General features: G+C 62.0%; 21 protein-coding genes and 3 pseudogenes. 13 read left to right on the forward strand and 11 right to left on the reverse strand.

From position 1 onward, the window contains the following. Positions 1 to 2: 2 nt before the first annotated feature. On the reverse strand, positions 3 to 1,082 hold the full coding sequence (locus L6D82_RS21705) for a hypothetical protein (RefSeq protein WP_236191556.1): 1,080 nt from the start codon (positions 1,080 to 1,082) through the stop codon (positions 3 to 5). A gap of 223 nt (positions 1,083 to 1,305) precedes the next feature. On the opposite strand from L6D82_RS21705, the gene L6D82_RS21710 reads away from it, so the two are divergent. Further along, positions 1,306 to 1,578 carry a hypothetical protein gene (locus tag L6D82_RS21710; RefSeq protein WP_102688489.1) on the forward strand — a complete coding sequence of 91 codons (273 nt, stop codon included), beginning with the start codon at positions 1,306 to 1,308 and terminating at the stop codon, positions 1,576 to 1,578. A gap of 43 nt (positions 1,579 to 1,621) precedes the next feature. On the opposite strand, the gene L6D82_RS21715 is transcribed toward L6D82_RS21710, so the two are convergent. Next, a complete protein-coding gene (locus tag L6D82_RS21715; protein WP_064382340.1) occupies positions 1,622 to 1,828 on the reverse strand; it encodes a hypothetical protein in 207 nt (68 codons plus the stop codon). 234 nt (positions 1,829 to 2,062) lie between these two features. On the opposite strand from L6D82_RS21715, the gene L6D82_RS21720 reads away from it, so the two are divergent. The 4 genes from L6D82_RS21720 to paoC all read left to right on the forward strand — a co-directional run bounded on the left by L6D82_RS21720 (position 2,063) and on the right by paoC (position 7,831). Further along, positions 2,063 to 3,817 carry an L-lactate permease gene (locus tag L6D82_RS21720; RefSeq protein ID WP_236191558.1) on the forward strand — a complete coding sequence of 585 codons (1,755 nt, stop codon included), beginning with the start codon at positions 2,063 to 2,065 and terminating at the stop codon, positions 3,815 to 3,817. A gap of 242 nt (positions 3,818 to 4,059) precedes the next feature. Further along, positions 4,060 to 4,683, forward strand: coding sequence for an aldehyde dehydrogenase iron-sulfur subunit PaoA (gene paoA / locus L6D82_RS21725; protein WP_064600752.1), 624 nt, complete (start codon positions 4,060 to 4,062; stop codon positions 4,681 to 4,683). Further along, positions 4,680 to 5,636, forward strand: coding sequence for an FAD binding domain-containing protein (locus L6D82_RS21730; protein WP_236191560.1), 957 nt, complete (start codon positions 4,680 to 4,682; stop codon positions 5,634 to 5,636). Before paoA ends, L6D82_RS21730 begins: the two co-directional genes overlap by 4 nt. Beyond that, a complete protein-coding gene (paoC, locus tag L6D82_RS21735; protein ID WP_236191563.1) occupies positions 5,633 to 7,831 on the forward strand; it encodes an aldehyde oxidoreductase molybdenum-binding subunit PaoC in 2,199 nt (732 codons plus the stop codon). Before L6D82_RS21730 ends, paoC begins: the two co-directional genes overlap by 4 nt. A 56-nt stretch (positions 7,832 to 7,887) precedes the next feature. On the opposite strand, the gene L6D82_RS21740 is transcribed toward paoC, so the two are convergent. Beyond that, positions 7,888 to 8,364 carry a (R)-mandelonitrile lyase gene (locus L6D82_RS21740; protein WP_085748271.1) on the reverse strand — a complete coding sequence of 159 codons (477 nt, stop codon included), beginning with the start codon at positions 8,362 to 8,364 and terminating at the stop codon, positions 7,888 to 7,890. Between the two features lie 99 nt (positions 8,365 to 8,463). On the opposite strand from L6D82_RS21740, the gene L6D82_RS21745 reads away from it, so the two are divergent. Continuing rightward, positions 8,464 to 9,357, forward strand: coding sequence for a LysR family transcriptional regulator (locus L6D82_RS21745; protein WP_085748270.1), 894 nt, complete (start codon positions 8,464 to 8,466; stop codon positions 9,355 to 9,357). Between the two features lie 6 nt (positions 9,358 to 9,363). Here the strand turns inward: L6D82_RS21745 and L6D82_RS21750 are convergent, their stop codons facing one another. Next, on the reverse strand, positions 9,364 to 10,308 hold the full coding sequence (locus tag L6D82_RS21750; protein ID WP_236191565.1) for an aldo/keto reductase: 945 nt from the start codon (positions 10,306 to 10,308) through the stop codon (positions 9,364 to 9,366). 111 nt (positions 10,309 to 10,419) lie between these two features. Between L6D82_RS21750 and L6D82_RS21755 the strand changes: the two genes are divergently transcribed. The 3 genes from L6D82_RS21755 to L6D82_RS21765 all read left to right on the forward strand — a co-directional run bounded on the left by L6D82_RS21755 (position 10,420) and on the right by L6D82_RS21765 (position 13,019). Beyond that, the gene (locus L6D82_RS21755) at positions 10,420 to 11,190 is read left to right on the forward strand and encodes an alpha/beta hydrolase (protein WP_236191566.1); all 771 of its coding nucleotides are present in this window, start codon (positions 10,420 to 10,422) and stop codon (positions 11,188 to 11,190) included. Positions 11,191 to 11,320: 130 nt separating this feature from the next. Continuing rightward, positions 11,321 to 12,187: a CAP domain-containing protein gene (locus tag L6D82_RS21760; RefSeq protein WP_085748267.1), complete on the forward strand. Its 867-nt coding sequence runs from the start codon at positions 11,321 to 11,323 to the stop codon at positions 12,185 to 12,187. A gap of 403 nt (positions 12,188 to 12,590) precedes the next feature. Next, positions 12,591 to 13,019 carry a nuclear transport factor 2 family protein gene (locus L6D82_RS21765; protein WP_085748266.1) on the forward strand — a complete coding sequence of 143 codons (429 nt, stop codon included), beginning with the start codon at positions 12,591 to 12,593 and terminating at the stop codon, positions 13,017 to 13,019. A gap of 66 nt (positions 13,020 to 13,085) precedes the next feature. On the opposite strand, the gene mqo is transcribed toward L6D82_RS21765, so the two are convergent. After that, positions 13,086 to 14,735 carry a malate dehydrogenase (quinone) gene (gene mqo, locus L6D82_RS21770; protein ID WP_102688481.1) on the reverse strand — a complete coding sequence of 550 codons (1,650 nt, stop codon included), beginning with the start codon at positions 14,733 to 14,735 and terminating at the stop codon, positions 13,086 to 13,088. Positions 14,736 to 15,168: 433 nt separating this feature from the next. On the opposite strand from mqo, the gene L6D82_RS21775 reads away from it, so the two are divergent. Next, positions 15,169 to 15,594, forward strand: coding sequence for a nuclear transport factor 2 family protein (locus L6D82_RS21775; RefSeq protein WP_102688480.1), 426 nt, complete (start codon positions 15,169 to 15,171; stop codon positions 15,592 to 15,594). 40 nt (positions 15,595 to 15,634) lie between these two features. Here the strand turns inward: L6D82_RS21775 and L6D82_RS28705 are convergent, their stop codons facing one another. Together L6D82_RS28705 and L6D82_RS28710 are read right to left on the reverse strand one after the other, a co-directional pair. After that, positions 15,635 to 16,498: a methyl-accepting chemotaxis protein gene (locus L6D82_RS28705; protein ID WP_373870913.1), complete on the reverse strand. Its 864-nt coding sequence runs from the start codon at positions 16,496 to 16,498 to the stop codon at positions 15,635 to 15,637. After that, positions 16,490 to 17,248 (reverse strand): annotated as a pseudogene (locus L6D82_RS28710) (MCP four helix bundle domain-containing protein); the annotation flags it as partial. The pseudogene L6D82_RS28710 and the gene L6D82_RS28705, both read right to left, overlap by 9 nt. A 247-nt stretch (positions 17,249 to 17,495) precedes the next feature. On the opposite strand from L6D82_RS28710, the gene L6D82_RS21785 reads away from it, so the two are divergent. Both L6D82_RS21785 and L6D82_RS21790 read left to right on the forward strand, forming a co-directional pair. After that, complete coding sequence (locus L6D82_RS21785) at positions 17,496 to 17,810, forward strand: DUF2388 domain-containing protein (protein ID WP_039770957.1); 315 nt, start codon at positions 17,496 to 17,498, stop codon at positions 17,808 to 17,810. A gap of 117 nt (positions 17,811 to 17,927) precedes the next feature. Beyond that, the gene (locus tag L6D82_RS21790; RefSeq protein WP_176240513.1) at positions 17,928 to 18,332 is read left to right on the forward strand and encodes a hypothetical protein; all 405 of its coding nucleotides are present in this window, start codon (positions 17,928 to 17,930) and stop codon (positions 18,330 to 18,332) included. Here the strand turns inward: L6D82_RS21790 and ligD are convergent, their stop codons facing one another. The 4 genes and pseudogenes from ligD to L6D82_RS21810 all read right to left on the reverse strand — a co-directional run. Then, positions 18,333 to 20,879 carry a DNA ligase D gene (gene ligD, locus L6D82_RS21795; RefSeq protein ID WP_236191577.1) on the reverse strand — a complete coding sequence of 849 codons (2,547 nt, stop codon included), beginning with the start codon at positions 20,877 to 20,879 and terminating at the stop codon, positions 18,333 to 18,335. A 17-nt stretch (positions 20,880 to 20,896) separates the two neighbouring features. Beyond that, on the reverse strand, positions 20,897 to 21,850 hold the full coding sequence (locus tag L6D82_RS21800) for a methyltransferase (protein ID WP_102717780.1): 954 nt from the start codon (positions 21,848 to 21,850) through the stop codon (positions 20,897 to 20,899). Positions 21,851 to 21,862: 12 nt separating this feature from the next. After that, on the reverse strand, positions 21,863 to 23,239 hold the full coding sequence (locus L6D82_RS21805) for an iron-containing redox enzyme family protein (protein WP_236191579.1): 1,377 nt from the start codon (positions 23,237 to 23,239) through the stop codon (positions 21,863 to 21,865). Between the two features lie 168 nt (positions 23,240 to 23,407). Continuing rightward, positions 23,408 to 23,884, reverse strand: a pseudogene (locus tag L6D82_RS21810) (tellurite resistance TerB family protein); the annotation flags it as partial. Between L6D82_RS21810 and L6D82_RS21815 the strand changes: the two are divergent. Next, positions 23,871 to 23,998, forward strand: a pseudogene (locus tag L6D82_RS21815) (biopolymer transporter ExbD); the annotation flags it as partial. The pseudogenes L6D82_RS21810 and L6D82_RS21815 overlap by 14 nt on opposite strands.

The following is a 23,998-nucleotide window of genomic DNA, read 5'->3' on the forward strand; positions in this document are numbered from 1 at the left end:
GGTCATTCTCCTTGCAGGGTGGGTTCGATCTGCTGAGTAGTCGACTCGGGCGGCCGCCATTCGACACGGTTGACGCCCAACCCGACCGACGGCTCGTCCCGCCCGCCCAGATTTCCCTCGACCTGCGCCGCCATGTGCAGCGTGCCGGCCATCACGCCGGTGGTCGGGTTCTGCACCAGTTTCAGCCAGGCCTTGTCGAACGTGTTGCCCAGGCTGCTGCGGATCAGGGCTTCGCTGTCGGGGCGGTCGTTGGCCTGAATGATTGCGCGGACGCCCGCCACCCCGACCGAAATCAGCGCCCCGGCCAGTTTGCCTGCCGCTGCCGCCACCGCGCTCGCGGCGCCGCGCGGGGCCATTTCCGCCTCCATGCGCTGGCTGGCACGCTTGGCCACCGGGGCCATGGCCGACTCCGTCGAGGTCACGCCTTTGGAGCCGCCGTCGGTGTGAATCTTGTCGATCAGCGCCGCGTAGGCCGGCAGCGTGTTCAACGGTTCAGTGCTGACAACCTGATACAGCGAAGCATCCCTCGCCGACGGCGGGCCAAGGGCGATGGCGGGGATTTTCTGCAACCGCCCGTTGAGCTGGGCGATGGGCACGCCGTGGCGCTGGGCGATGACCGGCATCTGCTGCGCCATCAGCTGCGCATAGAACGCGGTGGACTGGCCGAGGATCGCGTCCGGGTCGATCTCCACCGCCACCGGCGCCAGTACGCGTTCCTGATATTGCTCCAGCAGATAGGCCGCCAGACGTTTGGCCGAAGCATCCTGCTCGCCGCTGGCACTGATGGTGTACCAGCTGACCTTCATCGACAGCCATTCCTGGGTCCAGTAGCTGCTGAACCACGGGATGAAATTTTCTTCAGTTTGCTCATAGACCCGAATGCGCCAATGTTCCATCGAGCCACGGGCGAACAGCTTGACCTGCTCGGTGGCCTGCTTCGAGGCACTGACGATTTCCCGGTCGATCTGCTGCCAGGTGGCCGGCGAGACCACCACCGCCGGCGCGCTCACCGGGGCCCGCGCCGTGGTGGCGCAGCCGGCCAGCAACACCAGTGCGGCGACGAGCAGCGCACGCAGGTTCACGGTGGCGGTCCTTATCTGTTCTTCGGGCGGGAGACCTGAAGAATCCGGGGGAGATGACATGAGTATAGGTGCGTGCGGTACGCCGTTTATCCGCTGGTCAGGGCTGCATCAGTCCAACCATCAATGGCGTCGATATTCACCATTGCGACGATTGCCTTCCGCCGACCGCTCGTCAAAGGCACGATTAACCCATCCGAAACACACCGCACGAGGAGTTCACATCATGATCAGTACCGTCACCCTCGCCGTGAGTTTCCCGGTCTTCGGCAGCAATTACTACGATCAGCACGTCGTGTCGCGCAAGACACAAGCGCTGGTGTTCGACGAAGCCTTCGAAGATCTGTTGATGCCCGCCGCCAGCAATCATTTCAGCAATGAAGTGGTCGGTCTCAACGATCAGTTCCGTTTTCTGAGCGACATTCTCGCCACCCATTTGCTGGACATCGAGGCCTCCGTGCCTGCGCGATCCAGCGTCCGGGCGAGCGCTCATTTTTAATGCCAGAGGGCGCTCCCGCAGGGGAGCGCCCTCTTCGTTTCAGTCAGTCATCATCCCGGTCGCGGTGATAACGACGCCCGTCGCGGCGGTCGTCGTCGCGGTCGTCCCAGCGTCGGTCATGATCGTAATAACGGCCATGATCGCGGTCGTAATGCCGGCCATGGCGATGGTCATCATCGAAATCCGCCACACAGCCGCCCAGCAGTACAGCGGCGGAAACGGTCAGCAGCAGGCTTGTTGCACGCATCATTCAGAATTTCCCTAAAACCAAGGTCTTGACGACGGAAACGGCAGCGCTGCCCGCACCGAAGAGGCGCGGTGTGCGCTGCCGCAGATACGACCGGGGAAAACGACGATGATTCACAGACCGCCGATGACCGTTGATCGCCTCGCCCGCCTCGCCCGAGCGCCGGCCAAATGCCACCTATACTGCTTGCAACGCGCAAAGGATCTGCCCCTCAAGAACAACAAGCAGAGGTGCGACATGGTCTGGCAACAAGTCTATGACCCGTTCGGCAATCCGGTGATTTCCACGATCATGGCCGCCGTTCCCGTGGTGGTGATGCTGGCGGCGCTGGCCTTCTTTCACGTAAAGGCTCATCTGGCCGCACTGCTGGCGCTGGCCTCAGCGCTGTTGATCTCGATCTTCGCCTTCGGCATGCCCGCCAACATGGCCGGTTCTGCGGCGCTGTTCGGGGCGGCCAACGGGCTGCTGCCGATTGGCTGGATCGTGCTCAACATCATTTTTCTGCATCGTCTGACCACCGAGAACGGCTCGTTCAAGGTGTTGCAGGATTCGCTCGCCCGCATCACCGACGACCGGCGCCTGCAATTGCTGCTGATCGCCTTTTGTTTCGGTGCTTTCTTCGAAGGGGCCGCCGGGTTCGGTACCCCGGTGGCGGTGACCGGGGCCATTCTGATCGGTCTTGGTTTTTCGCCACTGGCAGCGTCCGGTCTGGCGCTGATCGCCAACACCGCGCCCGTGGCCTTCGGCGCCCTGGGTACGCCGATCATTACGCTGGCCAAGGTCACCGGGCTGGATGAAATGGAGTTGTCGATGATGGTGGGACGGCAATTGCCGTTCTTCTCGGTGCTGGTGCCGTTCTGGCTGATCTGGGCCTTCGCCGGATGGCGCAAGATGCTGGAGGTATGGCCGGCGATTCTGGTGGCGGGCGTCAGTTTCGCCATCCCGCAGTTTCTGGTTTCGAACTACCACGGGCCGATGCTGGTGGACGTGATCGCTGCGCTGATTTCCATGGCTTGCCTGACGTTGTTCCTCAAGGTCTGGAAACCGGCAACCGTCCACACCTCGGCCGCGCTGTCGGGGCGGCATGACGACTCGAAGGTCGATGAAGAAAAGGTCACGGCCAGCGCCGCATTCAGCGATCAGGCGCGCCCGGCAGTGATGCGCGCGTGGATGTCGTGGATCATCCTCACGGTGTTCGTATTTGCCTGGGGCACCCAGGGTTTCAAGAACATGTTCGACACCCGTCCGGCGATGGACCCCGTTACCCAATCGGCCAAGCTTGATCCGCAGGGCAAACCGCTGCGCGAGGCCAATCCGGTGTTCGCCCCGGCCGTGACTTTCAGCTCCCTGCATCTGCAGATCGAAAAAGTCCCGCCGGTGGTCGCCGCGCCGAAAGCTGAAGAGGCGGTGTACAAGTTCACCTGGTTCACTGCCACCGGCAGCGGCATCCTGCTCGCGGCGATTGTCGGTGGATTGCTGATGGGCTACTCGATCCCGCAACTGATCAAACAGTACCTTCGCACACTGTGGGTGGTGCGCTTCTCGCTGATTACGATTGCCGCGATGCTGGCGCTGGGATTCCTGACCCGCTACTCGGGGCTGGACGCGACCATGGGGCTGGCATTCGCTGCCACGGGGATTTTCTACCCGATGTTCGGCACCTTGCTCGGCTGGCTTGGCGTAGCGCTTACCGGGTCGGATACCGCGTCCAACGTGCTGTTTGGCGGCTTGCAACGGGTGACGTCGGAGCAGCTGGGCATCAGCCCGGTCCTGATGGCGGCGGCCAACAGCTCCGGCGGAGTGATGGGCAAAATGGTCGACGCGCAGTCGATCGTGGTCGCCTCAACCGCGACACGCTGGTACGGCCATGAAGGGGAAATCCTGCGTTACGTGTTCTTCCATTCCATCGTGCTGGCAATCCTGGTCGGCGGTCTGGTGACGTTGCAGGCGTATGTGGCGCCGTTTACGTCCATGGTGGTCGGCGCACATTGAGAATCGCGGGTGCCTCGGTTGTGAGAGTGATCTGATTCACAGCCAAGGTACCCGCGTTCCTTCTGTCGATTCATGAACCGCGCGCATGAGGCCATGCGCAAATCAAAGAAAACCTTTTCCTCTCCAGCGTGGTCACTCCTAGAACAGAGCGAGACTGGCAACCACGCCAGCGTACCCGTGCGGGTCTTTCACACCCTGCCGACCTGATAGAGGAAGCCAAGCAAATGAATGACCATCCGCCAATGGCGATCTCCCGACGCCGTTTCCTGATTCTCGGTGCCGTGACCGCAACCGCGTTCGCGATGCCCCCTTTCATCAGCCTCAAGGCCTACGCGGCCAGCCTGGAGCAACCGGCCATGGCCAAAGTAACCATCGAAGTCAACGGCAAGCCACAGGCGCTGGAGGTTGATACTCGCACCACCCTGCTCGACGCCCTGCGCGAACACCTGCAGCTGACTGGCAGCAAAAAGGGCTGCGACCACGGCCAGTGCGGCGCCTGCACGGTGATCGTCGATGGCCGGCGAATCAATTCCTGCCTGACCCTGGCGGTAATGCAGGACGGCGCCAAAGTCACCACCATCGAAGGCCTCGGCATGCCGGACCACCTGCACCCGATGCAGGCCGCGTTCATCAAGCATGACGGCTATCAATGCGGCTACTGCACGCCGGGGCAGATCTGCTCGGCGGTCGCCGTGCTCCAGGAAATCCGTGACGGCATCCCCAGCCACGCCAGCGCCAGCCTCACCGAAGCGCCGCAACTGATCGCCAGCGAATTGCAGGAACGCATGAGCGGCAACATCTGCCGATGCGGCGCCTATTCGAACATCATCGAAGCCATCAGCGAAGTCGCGGAGGTGCCAGCATGAGAGCGTTCAACTACAGCCGCGCCGACTCTCCTGCCGCAGCCGCTGCCCAAGCTGCGCAAATCGAAGGTGCGCGTTTCATCGCTGGCGGCACCAACCTGCTGGACTTGATGAAGCTCGACATCGAAACGCCCCAGCAGCTGATAGACGTCAATCACCTGAGCCTCGACCGAATCGAAGCCACCGACGACGGCGGCTTGCGCATTGGCGCACTGGTGCGCAACACCGATCTGGCCGCCGACAGTCGGGTCCGGAAAGACTACGCGCTGCTGTCCCGCGCCTTGCTCGCCGGCGCATCGGGCCAGTTGCGCAACATGGCGACCACCGCCGGCAATCTGCTCCAGCGCACGCGCTGCCCGTATTTCTACGACACCAATCAAGCCTGCAATAAACGCAATCCCGGCAGTGGCTGCGCGGCGATTGGCGGGGTCAGTCGACAACTCGGCATTATCGGCGTCAGCGATGCTTGCATCGCGACCCATCCGAGTGACATGGCGATCGCGATGCGGGCGCTGGATGCCCAGGTGGAAACGCTCAAAGCCGACGGCAGCACGCGGCGCATCGCCATGGCGGATTTCCATCAATTACCCGGCACCACGCCGAATGTCGAAACCAGCCTGACACCGGGCGAGCTGATTACTGCCGTCACCCTGCCCGCGCCGGTGGGCGGCACCCATGTCTATCACAAGGTGCGCGACCGCTCGTCGTACGCCTTCGCGCTGGTCTCCGTCGGCCTGATCCTGCAGAAGGATGGCAGCGGGCGCATCGCCGTCGGTGGCATCGCGCCGAAACCCTGGCGAGTCGAAGCGGCGGAAGCGCTGCTGCCGCAAGGCGCGAAAGCCGTCAGCGCGCGCCTGCTCGACGGCGCCACGCCTACTTCTGACAACCAGTTCAAAGTGACATTGGTCGAGCGCACGATTGCCTCGGTGCTGGCCCAAGCGAGGGACGAAGCATGAAATTCGACACGCCCGCCACGACCAACCCGATTGATCAGTTGAACGTCATCGGCAAACCCACCGACCGCATTGAAGGCCCGCTGAAGACCAGCGGCCAGGCGCCTTACGCCTACGAGCAACATGAGGCGGTCGAGAATCAGGCCTATGGCGTCATGGTCGGTTCGGCCATTGCCAAAGGTCGCATCACCCGCATCGATCTGGAGGCCGCCCGCGCCGCGCCGGGGGTGCTGACCATCGTCACCGCCGCCAATGCCGGCAAGCTCGGCAAAGGCCAATACAACGCCGCGCACCTGCTGGCCGGGCCGCAAGTGCAGCACTATCACCAGGCCGTGGCGCTGGTGGTCGCCGAAACCTTCGAACAGGCGCGGGCTGCCGCGCAGTTGGTCAACGTCGAATACGCGCAAGACAAGGGCCAATTTGATCTGGCCAGCGTGCGCGACCAGGGCGTGGAGCCGAAAGACGATCTGCCGGACGTCAAGCACGGCGATTTCGCCACCGCCTTCGCCGCCGCGCCCGTGCAGTTCGACCAGACCTACACCACGCCGGATCAATCCCACGCGATGATGGAGCCTCACGCGACCCTCGCCGCCTGGAAAGGCGATCACGTGACGCTCTGGACCTCCAACCAGATGATCGCCTGGAGCGTCGGCGACATCGCCGCCACCCTCGGCCTGCCCAAGGAAAACGTGCGGCTGATCTCGCCATACATTGGTGGCGGTTTCGGCGGCAAGCTGTTCATTCGTGCCGACGCGATCCTCGCCGCCCTTGGCGCACGTCTGGCGAACCGTCCCGTGAAGGTCGCCCTCGCCCGCCCGCAGATCGCCAACAACACTACCCACCGTCCGGCTACCATTCAGCGGATTCGCATGGGCGCCACGGCTGACGGCAAACTCACCGCCATCGCCCATGAAGGCTGGTCGGGCAACCTCGCCGACGGCAAGGTCGAAGTCGCGGCGCAGCCGAGTCAATTGCTTTATGCCGCAGAAAATCGCTTGGTGACCATGCGCCTGGCCCCGCTGGATCTGCCGGAAGGCAACGCCATGCGCGCGCCGGGTGAAACGCCGGGGCTGATGGCACTGGAGATCGCCATGGACGAGATGGCCGAACAGCTCAAACTCGATCCGATCCAGTTCCGCATCCTCAACGACACCCAGGTCGATCCGGTGAAAACCGAGCGGCCGTTCTCCCAGCGACGTCTGATCGAATGCCTGCAAACCGGCGCCGAACGTTTTGGCTGGGATAAGCGCAATGCAACGCCCGGCAGCCGTCGTGAAGGTCGCTGGCTGATCGGCATGGGCGTTGCGGCGGCGATTCGCAACAACCTGCTGGTGAAGTCCGGCGCACGCGTACGGCTGGAGCGCGACGGCAAGATCAGCGTGGAAACCGACATGACGGACATCGGCACCGGCAGCTACACGATCATTGCCCAGACCGCCGCCGAAGTGATGGGCGTGCGTCTCGACGATGTGGTTGTGCATTTGGGCGATTCGAATTTTCCGGTGTCGGCAGGCTCCGGCGGCCAGTTCGGCGCCAACTGCTCGACCGCCGGGGTCTACGCAGCGTGCATGAAACTGCGCGAAGCGGTCGCGGCCAAACTGGGCATGAACGCGGGTGAAGCGCAGTTTGTCGATAGCCACGTGCGACTGGGCAGCCAGAACGTGCCGTTACGCGAGGCCGCGCAACATGCCCCGATCGAAGTCGAGGACAGCATCGAATTCGCCGACCTCGCCAAGCAATATCAGCAATCGACCTTCGGCGCGCACTTCGTCGAAGTCGCCGTCGATGCCGCCACCGGCGAAGTCCGCGTGCGGCGCATGCTCGCAGTCTGCGCCGCCGGGCGGATTCTCAATCCGAAATCAGCCCGCAGCCAGGTGATCGGCGCCATGACCATGGGCGTCGGCGCAGCATTAATGGAAGAACTCGCGGTGGACAAGCGCCAGGGCTTTTTCGTCAACCATGACCTGGCAGGCTACGAGGTGCCGGTGCATGCCGACATCCCGCATCAGGAGGTGATCTTCCTCGATGAAACCGACCCGATTTCCTCGCCGATGAAAGCCAAGGGGGTCGGGGAACTGGGGATCTGCGGCGTGAGTGCGGCGGTGGCGAATGCGATCTACAACGCCACGGGCGCGCGGGTGCGGGAGTATCCGATTACCTTGGACAAGATTCTCGCGTCACTGCCAGAGATGATTTGATTTGTGGAATGGCCCCACGGTGAGGACGTTCGGTCTCACCGTGGGCGACTTGTTGATTAGCGGACGTCGGGATACTCCGCCTCTCCCACCTGCTCCATCCAGTCCACCACTTTGCCATCCAGCATTTCAGCAATGGCGATATGCGTCATGGCCGTGGTCGGCGCCGCACCGTGCCAATGCTTCACGTTGGGCGCGATCCACACGGTGTCGCCTGGCCGAATCACCCGCACTGGCTGCCCCCATTCCTGCACGAAGCCTGACCCAGCGGTAACGATCAGCGTTTGCCCCAACGGATGGGTGTGCCACGCCGTACGCGCTCCCGGCTCAAAGGTCACGGTGGCGCCGCTGATCCGCGCCGCATCGCTGCCCTTGAACGGCGCATCGACCCGTACCGTCCCGGTAAACCAGTCGCTCGAGCCTTTGGCCGACGGTTGTGAGCCGTTGGGAGTAACGGTCACGCGAGATGTCTCGCTGGCCTGGACTTCGCCCGCCAGCAGGGAAAGGGTCAGCGCCGAAGCGGCGATCGGATTCATGTTGAGGCTCTCCAGAAAAGGGACAGCCTCCACTTTAACCAGCCCGACTCTTCAGATAATCGACTAGAATTCAAAAAAACTTATGCAGGGCACTCATTAATGCTTCGGGAAAATGCCAGTGATCTGCTCGCTTTCCTCGCCGTGGCGCGTGAGCGCAGTTTCACCAAAGCAGCTGCCAAACTTGGCGTTTCGCAGTCGGCGCTCAGTCATACGATCCGCAGCCTTGAAGCCCGGCTGGGCCTGCGCCTGCTGATCCGCACCACCCGCAGTGTCTCTCCCACCGAGGCTGGTGATCACTTGCTGCAAACCATCGGCCCGCGCTTCGAAGAGATCGAATCGGAACTGGCCGCCCTCAGCAACCTGCGGGAAACTCCCGCCGGCAAGATCCGTCTCAGCGCCACCGATCACTCGCTGAACTGGCTGTTGCGACCGGTCCTCAAAGAATTTCTTCTGCAATACCCGGACATCTCCGTCGAAGTCAGCTGCGACTACAGTTTCGTCGACATCGCAGGTCAGGGTTTCGATGCCGGCGTGCGGCTGGGCGAGGATGTCGCACAAGGCATGATCGCCACTCGTATCGGCCCGGACATGCGTATGGCGGTGGTCGGCTCGCCCGCCTATTTCGCCAGACGTATCGTACCGAAGACCCCGCGTGATCTGACCGACCACGCTTGCAATAACTTGCGCCTGCCTACCAACGGCGGTCTATACGCCTGGGAGTTCGAGAAGGATGGCGAACGCCTGAAGGTGCGAGTCTGCGGACAGGTAACCCTCAACGGCGTCTATCCATTACTGGACGCCGCACTCGACGGTTTCGGCCTGAGCTACATCCCGGAGAACATCGTCGCCCCCTATCTGGCTGAAGGTCGCCTGATACAAGTACTGGAGGATTGGTGCCCGGTGTTTTCCGGATATCACCTCTACTACCCGAGCCGGCGCCAGACAGCGCCGGCCTTTGCATTGTTGCTGGCGGCGCTGCGCTATCAAGGCTGAAACCGTCTAGTCCACCAACGCAATCAACTGCTGACGCTGCGCATCGGTCAGCATCAACCCGAACCCGGCGCCGGCATTGTCGGCCATGTACAACGGATTGCTGGTGCCGGGAATCACGCAGGTTACCGCTGGATGCGCCAGCAGGAATTTCAGCGCCAGTTGCGGCCAGCTCTTCGCCCCCACCTGAGCCGCCCAGCCTGGCAGCGGCTTGCCCTTGAGCCGCGCGAGCAGGTCGCCGCCGCCGAACGGCCGGTTGCAGATCACCGCCACCCCGCGTTCGCGGCACAGCGGCAGGATGCGTTTCTCGACCCCGCGATCATCCAGGGCGTAGTTGATTTGCAGGAAATCCAGCGGCTCGGCCTTGAGCACCGCTTCGACCTCCTCATAGGCCGACGGCGTGTAGTGGGTTATGCCGATGTAGCGGATGCGGCCCTGCTCTTTCCAGTCGCGCAGGGTCGGCAGGTGGGTTTGCCAGTCGAGCAGGTTGTGGATCTGCATCAGGTCGATGCGCTCGGTGCGCAGCAGGTTGAACGACTGTTCCATCTGCGCGATGCCCTCCTCGCGACCACGGGTCCAGACCTTGGTCGCCAGAAACGCCGGTGAGCGCGGTTCGTGAATCGACAGCAATTCACCGGTGGTTTCCTCGGCGCGGCCGTACATGGGGGAGCTGTCGATCAGCGTCCCGCCCTTTTTGAACAGCTCGCCGAGCACCGCCGGCAATTGTTTGTAGACCGGATCGCCGGGAGCGACGTCGAAACCGCGATAAGTGCCCAACCCCACCAGCGGCAGTGGCTCGGAGCTCGAAGGGATGGCACGGGTCTGCATGGTCTGGGCTCCTGTGGCGTTCGGCGACGTAATGGCGGCCAGCGCCCGGTCAAAGGTGAAAACCGCTGACACCCCGGCTGCGAGCGTCAGCAACCGGCGGCGGGAATATTCCTCAGTGTGGTTCATGCTGGCGCCCTTGCCCCGTGGATCTGTTGCACCTTGTGTTTTGATGCAGCCCGCAAAACCGTTGGACTACACTGCGACAGCCAACCTGCGCGCCCGGTTAAAGTTAGTCGAATGTCCAGAACCCTGTTGTCACTCGTCGCATTGATCGTCGCCGTGTACCTGATCCTGTGCGCGGCGCTGTTCGTTTTTCAGCGGGCGCTGATTTATTTTCCGCAGCCCGCCAGCCTCGATTCGCCAGAGTCACGGCTGACGCTGGCCATGCCCGACGCCGACGTCCGCGTGACGGTGCGCGAGCGCGCCGGGCCCAGAGCGCTGATCTATTTCGGCGGCAATGCCGAAGACGTTTCGCGCAATCTGCCGGAGTTTTCCGAGGCATTTCCTGACTATTCGTTGTATTTGCTGCATTACCGGGGATTTGGCGGCAGCGGCGGCTCGCCGTCCGAAGAAGCGATCGCCGAGGATGCGCTGGCGCTGTTCGATCAGGTGTATGCCAGTCATCCGCAGGTCGCGCTGCTGGGGCGCAGCCTCGGTTCCGGAGTCGCGGTGCGGCTGGCCAGCCAGCGGCCGGTGGAACGGTTGATTCTGGTCACGCCCTACAACAGCCTCGAAGAAATCGCCGCCCGCCAATATCCGTGGGTGCCGGTGCAGTGGTTGCTCAAGGATCGTTTCCGGTCCGGCCAGTACGCGGCACATATCCGCGTGCCGACGCTGCTGCTGGCGGCGAGTGATGACGAGGTGATTCCACGGGCCAGCACCGAACGCTTGCTGCACAGTTTTCCCGACGGTGTGGCCACGCTCAAAGTGGTGAACGACTCGGCACACAATTCGATTTCCGAACGGCCGCAATATCTGCAATGGATGCAGGATGTGTTGAATCGCTGAGCACTTCGTCGGCAGCCGATGAAACCCGGCGCTGCTTCGTGAACCAAGTGCAAAAAGGCCAGTCCTACCCGCGCCGCGTTCTGCGGTTCACTTTCCTTCAGCCTTGTCTTTGTTCAGAGCTTTGCGTCCCATGCGCCACGCCGTTCGTTCGTCTCGCTTCGTTTCGCTGTGCCTGTTGATCCTTTCTACCCTGCTTTCTCCCTCTGCCCACGCCGGCGCCGAGCGGCAACTGGTGGCCGCCATCAACGACTACCGCGCCCATCCGCAACGTTGTGACCGTCGCCCGGCCCAACGGCTGGCGCCGCTGACGTTGAAGTCGAATCTGGCGTTGCCGGTCGGCTATGGCTACGGCGGTGGATTGCGCGAACGATTGAAAGACTCCGGCTATGCCGCCGTGGCGGTGCGCAGCATCCGGATCGTCGGCGCACAGGACGCCGAAGAGGCGTTCGAAATGCTGCAAGACGATTACTGCGGCGCGTTGCTCGACGGTCAATACGCCGACATCGGCATCAGCCGCGCCCGCAGCGAATGGCAAGTGGTGCTGGCCCGGCCGGTGCTCGACAGTCGCGTCGGCGACAACCGCAGCGTCGGCAAGGCCTTGCTGGCCGAAGTCAACGCCGCCCGCGCCCGACCCCGTATGTGCGGTCGCCAGCGCTTCGCCGCCGCCCGCCCCTTGAGCTGGAACCCGGCACTCGGCGCCGCCGCTCAGGGCCACAGCAAGGCCATGGCCTACGGCAATTATTTCGCCCACCGCGACCCGGACGGCGACGGCCCGGCAGATCGCGCCCGGGCGGCCGGCTACCGTGGCCGACAGATCGGCGAAAACATCGCCGCCGGACAAAGCTCACCGGGCAAGGCCATGGCCGGCTGGCTGGCCAGCCCCGGACACTGCGCCAACCTGATGAACCCAATGTTCACCCAGGTCGGCGCCGGATTTGCCAGTGAGGCGCGCAGTGATGAAGGGGTTTACTGGACGATGCTGTTCGGGGCGCCTTGATCCGGTTCCATCCGAAACCGTCGAAGAGCGCTGCAAGTCGCAACTCGACGGCTGATCGTCAGACCGGAGAAATCGTGGCAAGCACGCCAATCATGATGGTCAACACAAGAAAGCCGCCGAGGAAAATCGCCATCTTAGCCATGAAGGCCTCCTGAGTACTCAATGTCCGGCGCACCGGGCGCTCCGGAATGAAGCGCGTCGCGTATGACCGAACGGCAGGGCCATTTTGGGCCCGTGGCTGAGATGGTTACAGATGCAGATTCGACAGGAAAAAGCGGATCAGATGGATCGGGGTGGCGCATGGGTCGACATTCAGATCGGTACAAATGGTTTCCATTGCGCCGCTTTGATCTAGAGTCATGGGCGCCGCGCCAAGAACAACAAAAAATACAGGAGTGAAACCATGTCCGACCTGAACCTGCACCCCAACGCCGCCGAATCCCTGAACCGCTGGCACGAAATGATCCGCACCGGCAATCTCAAGGCCCTGCCCGAACTGCTCGATTCCAAAGCGGTTTTCCGCTCGCCGATGGCGCATACCCCCTACCCCGGTGCCCCGGTGGTGTCGATGATCCTCAACACCGTGTTCGAGGTGTTCGAAGACTTCAAATACCACCGTGAACTGGCGACAGCCGATGGCTTGAATGTGGTGCTGGAGTTCAGCGCCAAAGTCGCCGCAAAAGAGCTCAAAGGCATCGACATGATCCGTTTCGATGAACAAGGCAAGATCGTCGAGTTCGAGGTGATGGTGCGGCCGCTCAGCGGGTTGCAGGCGCTGGGTGAAGAGATGGGACGGCGGCTGGGGGCTTATCTGGCGGCCGCCAAGGCCTGAAACCCGGACACAAAAAAGCCCACTGACCGTCACCGGTTCAGTGGGCTTCGTGTGTCAGGCGTCTGGTTACAGAGCCATGTCACGTGCAGCGCTTTCTTTCGGCGCCTGGGCTTTTTCAGCCGAGGCGTCCGCCGCTGGAGCTGCAACCTGACCAATCACCGGAGGGGTTGGCAGTTGCAGGATCTTGGCGGTGTAAGCCCATTCTTCAGCCACTTTGGCTGGATCGTTGTTCAGCTGGGTGCCATAGCTTGGAACGATCTGGTGCAGCTTGGCTTGCCACTCAGGGCTGGCGACTTTGTCCTTGAAGACTTTCTGCAGCACGCTCAGCATGATCGGTGCAGCGGTCGATGCGCCTGGGGATGCGCCCAGCAGTCCGGCGATGGAGCCGTCCTTGGAAGCAACGATTTCGGTGCCCAGTTTCAGCACGCCGCCAGCGGCTTCATCACGCTTGATGATTTGCACGCGCTGGCCGGCTTGCCACAGGCGCCAGTCTTCGGCTTTGGCGTTCGGGAAGTATTCCTTCAGCGCGTTCAGACGGTCTTCATCCGACAGCATCAGTTGACCGGCCAGGTACTCGACCAGCGGGTATTCCTTGATGCCGACCCGGGTCATAGGCCAGATGTTGTGGGTGGTGGTGCTGGTCAGCAGGTCCAGGTACGAACCTTCTTTCAGGAACTTGGTGCTGAAAGTCGCGAACGGGCCAAACAGGATGACGCGCTTGCCGTCCAGGACACGGGTGTCCAGGTGCGGAACGGACATCGGAGGCGCGCCCACCGAAGCTTTACCGTAGGCCTTGGCCAGGTGTTGTTCGGCGATGGCCGGGTTATCGGTCACCAGGAACGAGCCGCCTACCGGGAAGCCAGCGTATTCCTTGGCTTCTTCGATACCGGACTTCTGCAGCAGGTGCAGGGCACCGCCGCCGGCGCCGATGAACACGAACTTGGCGTCGGTTTCAGTCTTGGTGCCGTCTTTCAGATTCTTGTAGCTGACGCGCCAGGTGCCATCGGCATTCTTGGTGATGTCTTGCACTTCGCTCGACAGCTTCAAGTTAAAGTTAGGCTTGGTCTGCAGGTAACCGGCGAACTGGCGGGTGATTTCGCCGAAGTTCATGTCGGTACCCAGCGGGCTCCAGGTGGCCGCGATTTTCTGGTTCGGGTCACGCCCTTCCATCATCAGCGGAACCCACTTCTTGATCACAGCCGGGTCTTCGGAGTACTGCATGCCGGCGAACAGCGGGCTTGCTTGCAGGGCTTCGTAGCGCTTTTTCAGGAACTTGATGTTGTCATCGCCCCACACGAAGCTCATGTGCGGAGTGGTGTTGATGAACGAACGAGGGTCCTTCAGGACGCCTTGACGAACCTGCCAGGCCCAGAACTGACGGGAGACCTGGAACGCTTCGTTGATCTCGACGGCTTTCGGGATCGTGACGTTGCCCTTGTCGTCTTCCGGGGTGTAGTTCAGCTCGGCCAGGGCGGAGTGACCGGTACCGGCGTTGTTCCAGCCGTTGGAGCTTTCCAGGGCGACGCCGTCGAGGCGCTCGACCATTTCCATCGACCAGGTCGGTTCCAGCTCATTGATCCACACACCGAGGGTGGTGCTCATGATGCCGCCGCCGATCAGCAGGACGTCGACTTTCTTTGCTTCTTCGGCATTGGCGGAAGACATCCCCATCGCCAAAGCCAGCCCCAGCAAGGCTGTGTTCACTTTCTTAAACATCTGTTGCACCTATGATAAAACGCCTTCCGCCCGCCGCTGTTGTACGTATGAGGTCCCCTCTTTCGCGACACTCAGGCCAGCGTCGCGGGTTCCGGCACACTTCAATTTTGACGGGTGGGCACACAAGACCGACAGGCAGTGTCGACCTCAGTTATATGTCCCTTCTGAACTGACTTCTTATCATTATTGGCTTCAGCTACTTGAGCGACAGGGGTTCTGTCTGGCCCGCCGAAAAGCGCGCCAGACTGAATTAGGTCAAACCAAGTGGGGCGAAGAATATCACGTCATGGCAAACCCGCGCGTCTGTTCGCGACCGGATAGTTTTCAATAGGTTCCTCGAGCGCTTTCTAACGTTGGTGCATTCCTGATAAGTTGTACGACGACTGACAAATTCCCCAGTCGTTTTCATTACCTACAACAACAAGGAATACCCATGAACAAATCCAGACTGCTGCTCGGTCTCATCTGCCTCTTCAGCGGCTACGTCGCCGCCGCCCCGGCGGAACAGGACGTCGCCCAGGCCGTCGATCACCTGACCCAGGCAATGTTGCACAAGGACATCGCCGAACTGAACGCGCTGACTGCCGACAATCTCACCTACGGCCACTCCAGCGGCAAGATCCAGGACAAGAAAGCCTTCATTGCCGATATCGAAACCGGCAAGAGCGCGTTCAAGACCCTGGAAATGCAAAACCAGACCATCACCCTGTCCGGAGACACCGCGCTGGTGCGCCATCATTTTTCAGCACAGGCCCTCAAAGGCACCGAGGTCGTGCCGACGGAAATCGAGAACTTCCAGATCTGGCAGAAGCAGGCTGGCAAGTGGTTGCTGGTGGGGCGTCAGGCGTACAAGTTCTGAAGCATGAGCTCTGCCGCTGACAAGGCGGCAGAGTCTGCTCTCACAACCGAAACCGATCCACCGACTGCGCCAGCCGCCCCGCCAGACTCGACAGCTCATCCGTGGTATTGGCCGTCTGACCGATCACCTTGCTGTTGCCCTCCGACATCCCCGCGATCATCTCCACCTGATGGGTAATCTCGTTGCTCGCCTGGCTCTGTTCGCCGATGGTGCGGGTGATGTCGTTGACCAGTTGCGTGGTGCTGAGGGTGGCGTCGAGGATTTCGCGGATGGCGCGCTCGACGTCGGCGGTGACCGCCATGCCTTTGTCGACCTGGGCGACGCCGGCCTCCATGCTGCTGACGGCCTCGCGGGTGCTGTTCTGGATGCGCGCGACCATCGCGGCGATTTCCTGGGTCGAGGCGCTGGTGCGCGCCGCCAGACTGCGCACCTCATCGGCCACCACCGCAAAGCCCCTGCCCTGCTCGCCCGCCCGGGCTGCCTCGATGGCCGCGTTGAGCGCCAGCAGGTTGGTCTGGTCGGCGATGCTCTTGATCACCTGAATGATGTTGAAGATGCCCTCGGATTCCTGATCGAGGGTGCGGATCACCTGCGCCGATTGCTGGGCGGAACGGGCGATGTCGTCCATGTCGCTGACCACCTGATGGATCACCTGCCCGCCGTTTTTCGCCAGTGACTCGGCCTGGCTGGCCATGTTCAAAGCACGCTCGGCGTGACGGGTGATTTCCTCGATGCTGGCGGTCATCTGGCTCGCGGCGGCAGCCATGGTGCCGGCGGCGGTGCTTTGCTGCTGGCTGCTGTCGGCCACCTGATGGCAGCCGTGGCTCAGTTGTTCGCTCATGCCGCTGACGCCATGGGCGTTGCGTCGCACCACGTCGATCATGTCTCGCAGGTCGCGCTGCATGGTGGCCAACGTGCGGATCAGCGCACTGGCTTCGTCCTTGCCTGACGGTTCGGCGATCGGTTCGCTGAGGTTGCCGTGGGCGATGCTTTCGGCGATGCGGCTGGCGGATTTCAGCGGACCCATGATGCTCAGCATCACCCAGCGACCCTGGGCCAACAGCAGCAACAGACTGGCGATCAGAACGATGCCGAGCGCGACATTGGCGTTGTGGATCGCCGCCTCGGTGCCTTCGCTGGTCTGCCGGGTATTGGTTTCGATCAGCTCGCTGAGAGCGGCCATCTGTTCTTCGAGCTGGCTGAACGCGGTATTGAAGGTCCCCAGTTGTTGCTGGGCGCTGTCCGGATTTTCCAGCGCAAGACCGACGATCTGCTCGCCGGCGCTGATGTAGGTGTCGAGGCTTGGCTTGATCTGCTCGAGCGCGGACTTGATCGTCGGGTTCACCGGAAGCTTGAGGTTTTCACCCAGCACTTCGCGAAAATGCGCCGCATGCTCTTCGACCGAACTGCGCACCTCGTCCGCCGAACTGGTGCTTTTGCCCAGCCCCACCAGCATCGCCGAATACACGTCCGCGCGCAGGGCGTCGTGCATCATGTCGGCTTCCATGTGGTTGCGCAGCGCGCTCATGCTGACCGCGTTGTCACTGACCGCCGAAGCCATCCGCTGATTGCCGACATAACTGACCAGGCTCACGATCAGCGCCGTCAGCAGGCTGGTCGCAATCAGCAACACCAAACGCAGTTTGATCGACACCGTGATTTCCTCCCAGGTCGCGCCACGCGGCGCCGTTCAACGCTTCAGTTAAGCCTATTTCCATGAACACGCTGCGTTAGAGCGTCTCAGCGTGTTTCGTTACATCCAGTAAAAATGCCGCACTGTGCGACGGTTCTCATGCCGCCCCCAACCGGCTGAGCCGACTTACGGAACTCCCGTGCCCGCCGACACCTCTCACATTATGTGGTACTTCCTTTTCGCTTTACGCTGCTGGAGGAACACCGTCATGCGTCGTTTACTACTGGTTTCGTCTCTTATGCTGTGCCTGCCTTTCGGTTCGGCTTTCGCCCGCGTGGATGCGGGGGATGTCGCCACTTCGGCCGGCGTTTCCGCCTCGCTGTATTCCACGTTCAAGGATCACAAAATGGTGATTCCGGCCCGTGACGACTTGTCGGCATTCGTCGCCAGCGGCGGAACGATCCGTGGCGTGTACCTGGAATCGGTACTGCAGCAGGTGCGTCAGGACAATCCTGGCCTGAACGCCAGCGATGAAGAGCTGGCCAACGCCATCCTGGTTCACTACGAAGGTCTGTCGCAGTAACCACGGCACGTTCGATGATGATGGTGGCTGACGGACTTGCCACCGTTACGCCCTGCCGATGGACGGCTGGCGAACGACCATGGGCAAAACCGTCGAACGGCCTCTATGATGGAGGCCATGACGATTTCCGCCTCACTCCGCTCCCCTTGCCCGCCGGGTCTGTGCATCTGCGGGCGTGATCCGCTGCTGGATACGCCCGGCGCGGATGTGCGCATCCTTTTGCTGACTCGCGAGGAAGAAAAGCGTCTGCTCGAGCGTCTGGAAAACCTCAAAGACCTCGCCGACCTCGAGCGGCTGCAAGGCAAGATGTTCGATCAGCTCGGGATTCGCGTGCTGATCGCACCGAAGTTCGGTGAAGTGCGAACCGTGCGAGGCGGCATCGAAATCGAGGTCGAAGAGCTTCCTGGACTCTGCCGCAAAACCCGCAAAACCATCCCCGCCGCCATCCGCCGTGGCCTGGAAAACAATCCGCAAGTCGCCTTCGATCTGCTCAACGCCCACGACTTGCTGCGCGGCACCTGATCATTTTTTCATGCCCACCCGCTTACGCATCTCGGCCGTAATGCTCTGCCGGGTTTTCTTCATGTCAGCCCAAGGTTCATCGCCCACTTCCGCCAGTCGTTCGTGAACGTTGCGTACGTTCCATTGATCGGCACCCTTGATCTCCCCGACCTCTTCCCGAAACAGCGGCACAGACACCGGCAACCCTTCGCGGGTACGCGCTGCGTAGGCGCAAATGGTGGTGGCGCCCAGGCCGTTGCGCAGGTAATCGATGAAGATCCGCCCTACGCGATTTTTCGGCCCGGACACCGCAGAAAAGCGCTCCGGCAACAATTTCGCCATGTGCGTGACGATGGCGTGGCTGAAATCCTTGATCTCGTCCCAGCCATGCTTGCGGGTCAGCGGCACCACCAGATGAATGCCCTTGCCGCCGCTGGTCTTGAGAAACGCCTTGAGGCCCAACTCGTCCAGCACGGTCAGGGTCAGCGCCGTGGCTTCGACCATGCTTTTCCAGGGCAGCGCCGGATCCGGGTCGAGGTCGAGGACAAAGCGGTCGGGCTTGTCCAGATCGGTGGTGGTAGCGTTCCAGGTGTGCAGTTCGACCGTGCTCATCTGCACCGCGCCGATCAAGGCTTCGGCGTTGTTGATCAGCATCACCGGCTGGCCGGTCAGCTCCTTGTCGAGCGTGCGGATGCCGGGGATCGCCAGGTTCTCGGCGTTCTTCTGGAAGAACAGCTCACCGGCGATGCCGTCCGGCGCACGTACCAGCGCCACGGGGCGGTCCTTGAGCTGCGGCAGAATCCATTCGGCGACGCTGGCGTAATACTCGGCCAGCTGCATTTTGGTGGTGCCACTGCTGGCGTCGATCACCCGGTCGGGGTGAGTGATCCGCACCTTGCCGTCGGCCAGATCGGTTTGGGACGGCGCGGTAGATTGAGCCTTTGAAGTCTTCATCGGTTTGGCGCGCTCCTCGGTGATGTCCTTGGCCGGTTTGTCCTCGCGCAGGCCATGGAACACGGCGTGGCGCACCGAGCCGTCCTGGGTCATTTCGGCAAACGCCACTTCCGCCAGCAGACTAGGCTTGAGCCAGTGCACACCCTTGGCCTCGAACCCCGTGGGCGGGTTGGCCACCGCCGGTTTCTTCACCCGCAACGGTTTGAGCTGCGCGAGGATGCTCTTGAGGGTGGTTTCATTGAATCCCGTGCCGACCTTGCCGGCGTACCGCAACTCGCCGCTGTCACGATCATGCAGACCCAGCAGCAACGCGCCGAACGAACTGCGCGCGCCTTTCGGATCGGTGTAGCCGACGATCACGAATTCCTGGCGATGCTTGCACTTGAGCTTGATCCAGTCGCTGCTGCGGCGCGACACGTAAGGCGAGCCGAGGCGTTTACCGATCAAGCCTTCCATGCGCATCTGGCAGGCGCTGTTGAGCAACGCCTGCGGGGTTTCGTCGAACGCTTCGGAGAAACGCAGCAGCGGGTCTTGATGGGTTTTCAGAACAGTGGCCAGCGCTGCGCGCCGTTCCTCCACCGGCACCTCGCGCAGGTCGACACCGTTCAGATACGGCAGATCAAACAAGTAATAGACGATGTTTTCGCTGCGTCCCGAATCGAACGCGTTTTGCAGGGCTTGAAAGTCCGGCACGCCGTCTGCGTCGGCGACGACCATCTCACCATCCAGCCACGCCGACTCCAGGCCCAGTGCCGCCAAGGCTTGCGCCTGCTTCGGCAATTTGTGCGTCCAGTCATGACCATTGCGGGTGAACAACTGCACCTCGCCCTGATCGATACGCGCCATGATCCGATAGCCGTCGAACTTGATCTCGTATTGCCAATCCCCTTCCGGCGCACTCTCCACCAGGGTGGCCAGTTGCGGTTTGAGTTGCGCGGGAATCCTGGCCTTGTGCGCCCCGGCAAGTTTGCCCGAAGCCGGCTTGCGCGGCGCTTTCGACGAAGCCTTCAGCGGCTTGACCTGCTTCGCACTGAGGCTGGGTTTGTCGACGATCGTGCGTTCACTGAGCACGCTGTCGGGCTCGGCGACCAGCACGTCGTAATCGCTTTGCGGGCGCGCGGCGCTGTCCTGATGCTTGATCAGAAACCACTGCTCTTTTTTGCCTGGCATGTGGGTGCGCACCAGATTCCACACCCCGGCGAGCTTCTCGCCTTGCAGTTCGAATTTGAGCTTGCCCTTGGCGTAGGCTTTCTCCGGGTCTTCCAGAGGAATCCACACGCCGCGATCCCAGACGATCACATCGCCGGCACCGTAATGCCCTTCGGGAATGCTGCCCTCGAACGTCGCGTAATCCAGCGGGTGATCCTCGACGTGCACCGCCAGGCGCTTGACCTTGGGATCCAGCGACGGGCCCTTGGGCACCGCCCAGCTCTTGAGCGCGCCGTCGAGTTCCAGGCGAAAGTCATAGTGCAGGTGCGAGGCGTCGTGCTTTTGAATGCAGAATTGCAGGGCGTGGTCGCCGGCGGATTTCTTGCCCCGACGTCGTTCAGCTGCCGGTTCAGAGGTCGCCGAAAAGTCGCGCTTCCGGTTGTAGTCGTCGAGATTCCTGCTCATCCTGCACCTGCCTTGTTTCAGCCTGTTCGAGTCACCGTCAGCGCGACCACGGCGATCCGGTCGACGCGCTGATAGCCGGGGTTCAACAACTCTTCGCCGAACACATCGGGATCGAGTTCGCGGTAGGTCCAGCCGAAGCGCTTTTCATCCAGCCGTGGCACTACGGTATCGAGGAAGGGATCGCGGCCATCAACCATCGCCACACCGGTATAAAGCACCAGCGAGCCGCCGAGAGTCAGGCGATTGAGCGCCTGTTCGACGATCCGCAGCGACAGGCCAGCCCCCAGCGTCCCGCCACCGTGGCGGTAAGCTCGCCCGGCCGGATCGGCCATGTAGGGCGGGTTGGCGACGATCAGGTCGAATTCGCCGTCGACGCCCTGCAATACATCACTGGCGCGCACTTCGACATTGGCTACTTCGGCCAACGCCGCGTTGATCGTGGTCAGGCGCAATGCGGCGGGGTTGATATCCACCGCCAGCACTTGCGCTTCTCGCCGGGCACGGCCGATCAGGATCGCGCCGACTCCGGCGCCACAACCGATGTCCACCGCCCGGTGGATCGGCGCAAAGTTCTGCTGCAAATGGCTGTGGATCAGTTGAGCAAAGCGATAGGTGTCCGGGCCGAAGAACACCGAGTCGGCGGCATCGGTGGGAAATCCGGAATGCACGAAAAGCAGGTCGTCCAGGCTCGACCAGCGCACCCGGCTCTTCAAGCGCCCGTCGAACTCATCGATCACCTGAGCGTCCTGCAATTGCCGCTGTTCATCGGCAGACAGGAGGCCCGTTTCGAAAGGACGCGACCATCCGAACACATCCCGCAGGCAATCGGCGGCCTGCCCTTCGTCGCGCTGGTTGACCCGTTGGTGGGTCAGCGGCGTCGGGGTGATAAAACGATAGCCGTCGGCCTGCAGGCGCCGCCCCAGCTGCAGCAGCACCAGGTCGTTGGCGGACAGTTGTTCTTCCTGATTCATTGAATGATTTCCTTAACGTGGGCCGGATTTGAGTTGGATGAATCGGCGAGTGGCGAGCAGCCCGGCCGGATGCGCATGGCGTGCCGGCGCGAGCCAAGGGATCAACGTTGCGATTTGGGTGTGAGCGTCCTGCCCTTGCAGCGCCGCACTGAGGCCCTGCACATCGGGGTCCTGTTCGGGCACCTCGATCGGCGCAGGGCCTGAGGGGCGGCGGCGGAACGCGACAGGTTTGTCCGCAGAAATCCAGTCTCCGGCAATCCAGTCGTGCACCAGTTGTTTTTCATAGGCGCTGAACACGCCGAACATCGCCGCACCATCGCCATCGATCAATTGCCAGAAGCGGCTGCTCTGCGGATCTTCGTGGCGCTTGATCCAGCCCTTGTCCTGCATGGCCTGCAAGAATCCGGACAGCTGCTGCGGATCGGCCAGCCACTGATTAACGGTCTTGCCTTCATAGCGGCAATAGTCGGAGTGCATGTGTTGGGCGAACGGACACTTGCGTTCAAGCATCGCCAACAGTTCGCGCTCCATATCGAACTCCTCGATGATTGCGCGACTGCCCTGTCCCAGGTCATTAAGCCGATAGCCCAGCGAGACCCGGCGCAGGAAATCGCTGCGATCGGCTTCCAGAGGCAACAGATCAAGAACGGCCTGAACGGCTTTTTGCGCATGGCCGGTGCTGGCGTTGTCGATGGTCACGTGCAGGGTGAAATAGTAGGGATCGATCCCCAACTCACTGAGCTCGTAACTGCTGATCAACAGGTGCAAGGGCAGCTGTTCGTAACCAAGGTTGTAACCGATCACCTCCGGGAGAAAATCCATGCCGCCGGCACCCAGGGCCAATTGCAGCGCGCCTTGCAGGTAGCGTTCGTCGGGCAGAGGACTGCTGGGCTCGAGGCCTTGTTCGGCGAGCAGTTGACGGTAGATCACGACGTGATTCTGCGCCGGATTGCCATCGCCCAGTTCTTCCAGATAGGTGCTGAGCAGGCTGCTGAAGCGCGGATCGCGCCACTGTCCCAGCAGACCATAGAGCCAGGCGCCATCAACCAGCTTGGTCGGCGCCACCGCTTGCAGGAAATACAGCGCATGCGCCTTGCAACTGAAGAACTGCCGTGCGCCCCCAGCCTTGCGTTGTTGCAGGTAGTCGGCATATTGCCGGGCAACATCGGCACAGTGCTCTGCCACCCAGGCATGCCACTGCGCGGGCTCCGATGGCAACTCATCCTTCAACCGAGCGGCTTGCAGCAGTTGATCTTCCAGAAAGGCGCGCGCCAGCGGCTGCGGATGTTCGTCGGATAAAAGCGCTTCATGGATACGCCGCAACTCACCCGAAGAGTCGAGCGGTCGCGATTGGGCGGGGGCAGCTTGCAGGTGAGTCAGGACAGTCATGGCAATATTCTCGATCGATTGGCAGGACGCTCAGTCACTCGCCTCTAATGCAGCAGAGAGGCGGCGCCTGCCGAAAATTCAATCGACGTTAAATTTGCCCGGACGGACGGAGCCCCCGACACGTTCCTGGTTTGAACAGAAGCGGTCGAAGGCTGCGAGGTTTTGCTGTCAGGCCGTACCCTTGGCCTGCTGCTCCAGGTGGACCTGCAACTCGGGGTCGATCTGCAACGCCGCCGCCAGTTCATCCAGATAATTGCGCTCGGCGTCCTGCTGATCGTCCACCAGCATCACGCTGGCCAGATACATTTCGGCGGCCATGGCCGGATCGTTCTGCGCCGCCTGAGCCACTTCGGTGGGGTCCAGCGGCTTGGCGACTTCATCGTCGAGCCATTGCTGCAGGTTCGGGTCATCGGTGTGCTTGCCGATTTCGCTGCTGATCAGGTGTTTTTCCGACTCGTCGATCCGCCCGTCAGCCTTGGCCGCCGCGATCAATGCACGCAGAACGGCGTGGCTGTGTTCTTCGACTTGCGTACCGGACAACAGGTCCGCAGTTTGCGGGGTTTGCTGCGGCGCGGCGGACGCCTGGCTGCGTTGCCAGGCCTGATACGCCTGAAAAGCCATCATGCCCAGCGAGGCCAGCGCCGCCGTGTCGCTGTCGGAGGCCAAGACCAAGGCGATTTCGGTCAACGACGGCGGCCAGGTGTTCCTTGACGCCTACCCGGTGACCTTGCCGGAGCTGGAAGAACGCCTGCGCATCGA

Origin of the sequence: Pseudomonas paraglycinae, assembly GCF_021601625.1 — a bacterium.
GTDB lineage: Bacteria > Pseudomonadota > Gammaproteobacteria > Pseudomonadales > Pseudomonadaceae > Aquipseudomonas > Aquipseudomonas paraglycinae.

Excerpts from the sequence above, each read along its gene's own strand:
- L6D82_RS21710 (WP_102688489.1), top strand. The coding sequence starts at position 1,306 with ATGATCAGTACCGTCACCCTCGCCGTGAGTTTCCCGGTCTTCGGCAGC.
- L6D82_RS21715 (WP_064382340.1), bottom strand. The coding sequence starts at position 1,828 with ATGATGCGTGCAACAAGCCTGCTGCTGACCGTTTCCGCCGCTGTACTG.
- L6D82_RS21720 (WP_236191558.1), top strand. The coding sequence starts at position 2,063 with ATGGTCTGGCAACAAGTCTATGACCCGTTCGGCAATCCGGTGATTTCC.
- paoA (WP_064600752.1), top strand. The coding sequence starts at position 4,060 with ATGGCGATCTCCCGACGCCGTTTCCTGATTCTCGGTGCCGTGACCGCA.
- L6D82_RS21730 (WP_236191560.1), top strand. The coding sequence starts at position 4,680 with ATGAGAGCGTTCAACTACAGCCGCGCCGACTCTCCTGCCGCAGCCGCT.
- paoC (WP_236191563.1), top strand. The coding sequence starts at position 5,633 with ATGAAATTCGACACGCCCGCCACGACCAACCCGATTGATCAGTTGAAC.
- L6D82_RS21740 (WP_085748271.1), bottom strand. The coding sequence starts at position 8,364 with ATGAATCCGATCGCCGCTTCGGCGCTGACCCTTTCCCTGCTGGCGGGC.
- L6D82_RS21745 (WP_085748270.1), top strand. The coding sequence starts at position 8,464 with ATGCTTCGGGAAAATGCCAGTGATCTGCTCGCTTTCCTCGCCGTGGCG.
- L6D82_RS21750 (WP_236191565.1), bottom strand. The coding sequence starts at position 10,308 with ATGAACCACACTGAGGAATATTCCCGCCGCCGGTTGCTGACGCTCGCA.
- L6D82_RS21755 (WP_236191566.1), top strand. The coding sequence starts at position 10,420 with ATGTCCAGAACCCTGTTGTCACTCGTCGCATTGATCGTCGCCGTGTAC.
- L6D82_RS21760 (WP_085748267.1), top strand. The coding sequence starts at position 11,321 with ATGCGCCACGCCGTTCGTTCGTCTCGCTTCGTTTCGCTGTGCCTGTTG.
- L6D82_RS21765 (WP_085748266.1), top strand. The coding sequence starts at position 12,591 with ATGTCCGACCTGAACCTGCACCCCAACGCCGCCGAATCCCTGAACCGC.
- mqo (WP_102688481.1), bottom strand. The coding sequence starts at position 14,735 with ATGTTTAAGAAAGTGAACACAGCCTTGCTGGGGCTGGCTTTGGCGATG.
- L6D82_RS21775 (WP_102688480.1), top strand. The coding sequence starts at position 15,169 with ATGAACAAATCCAGACTGCTGCTCGGTCTCATCTGCCTCTTCAGCGGC.
- L6D82_RS28705 (WP_373870913.1), bottom strand. The coding sequence starts at position 16,498 with ATGCAGCGCGACCTGCGAGACATGATCGACGTGGTGCGACGCAACGCC.
- L6D82_RS21785 (WP_039770957.1), top strand. The coding sequence starts at position 17,496 with ATGCGTCGTTTACTACTGGTTTCGTCTCTTATGCTGTGCCTGCCTTTC.
- L6D82_RS21790 (WP_176240513.1), top strand. The coding sequence starts at position 17,928 with ATGACGATTTCCGCCTCACTCCGCTCCCCTTGCCCGCCGGGTCTGTGC.
- ligD (WP_236191577.1), bottom strand. The coding sequence starts at position 20,879 with ATGAGCAGGAATCTCGACGACTACAACCGGAAGCGCGACTTTTCGGCG.
- L6D82_RS21800 (WP_102717780.1), bottom strand. The coding sequence starts at position 21,850 with ATGAATCAGGAAGAACAACTGTCCGCCAACGACCTGGTGCTGCTGCAG.
- L6D82_RS21805 (WP_236191579.1), bottom strand. The coding sequence starts at position 23,239 with ATGACTGTCCTGACTCACCTGCAAGCTGCCCCCGCCCAATCGCGACCG.